The sequence below is a fragment of the Streptomyces sp. UG1 genome (assembly GCF_049974585.1).
GTDB lineage: Bacteria > Actinomycetota > Actinomycetes > Streptomycetales > Streptomycetaceae > Streptomyces.
Map to the genome: position 1 here is coordinate 1 of NZ_JBNGGG010000149.1, position 1,075 is coordinate 1,075.

Annotated in this window: 1 protein-coding gene; it reads left to right on the forward strand. The window is 68.3% G+C overall.

Translation table 11 applies throughout. The annotated features are described in order from the left end of the window. Nucleotides 1-126: 126 nt before the first annotated feature. The coding region (locus tag ACP4J3_RS50750; RefSeq protein WP_426545089.1) for an IS481 family transposase at nucleotides 127-1,075 on the forward strand (949 nt) is incomplete at its 3' end.

The following is a 1,075-nucleotide window of genomic DNA, read 5'->3' on the forward strand; positions in this document are numbered from 1 at the left end:
CTAGGTGTTCTGTCCCGGGAGGTTGTGGACGGTGACAGGGCTCACGGCTGATCGATCTTGAAATGGGTGAGGGCCTTCTGGCCTGGTGTGGATTGCGACATCTGCACCAGCAACAGAAAGGCCCTCGTGCCCCACCGTAATGCATCCCTGACCGAGACCGGCCGCCTGCGTCTGGCTCGCTGCGTGGTCGAGGACAACTGGCCCCTCAGACGCGCCGCGGAACGCTTCCAGGTCTCGCCGACGACAGCCCAGCGGTGGGCTGAGCGCTACCGGCAGTTCGGTGAGGCCGGGATGTGCGACCGCTCCTCCCGCCCGCGCACAAGCCCGCGCCGCACCCCCACCCGCACCGAGCGCCGGATCATCAAGGTTCGTGTCCTGCGCCGCTGGGGACCAGCCCGCATCGCGCACCTGCTGCGGCTGGTGCCCTCGACCGTGCACCGCGTGCTGACCCGCTACGGCCTGGCCCGCCTGGCGCATCTGGACCGGGCAACCGGCCGTGTCATACGCCGCTACGAACGCCAACGGCCAGGCGAACTGGTCCACGTCGACATCAAGAAACTCGGCAACATCCCCGACGGCGGCGGACACAAGGTCCTGGGCCGGCAGACAGGCCGAAAGACCCGCTCGAACGTCGGCTACAGCTACTTGCACACCGCCGTCGACGACCACTCCCGCCTGGCCTACAGCGAGATCCACCCCGACGAGAAGAAGGAGACAGCCACCAGCTTCTGGAAGCGGGCCCACGCCTTCTTCGCCGAGTGCGGGATCACCGTCGAGCGGGTCCTGACCGACAACGGCGCCTGCTACCGCTCACACGACTGGCGAGACGAGCTGGCCCGGGCCGGGATCACGCACAAGCGCACCCGGGCCTACCGGCCCCAGACCAATGGCAAGGTCGAACGCTTCAACCGCACGCTGCTGGACGAGTGGGCCTACGCCCGCCCCTACCGCTCGGAGCAGGAACGACGCGACGCCTTCCCCGGCTGGCTCCACACCTACAACCACCACCGCGGACACACCGCGCTGAAAGGGCAACCACCCGCCAGCCGCGTCCCCAACCTCACGGGTCAGTACA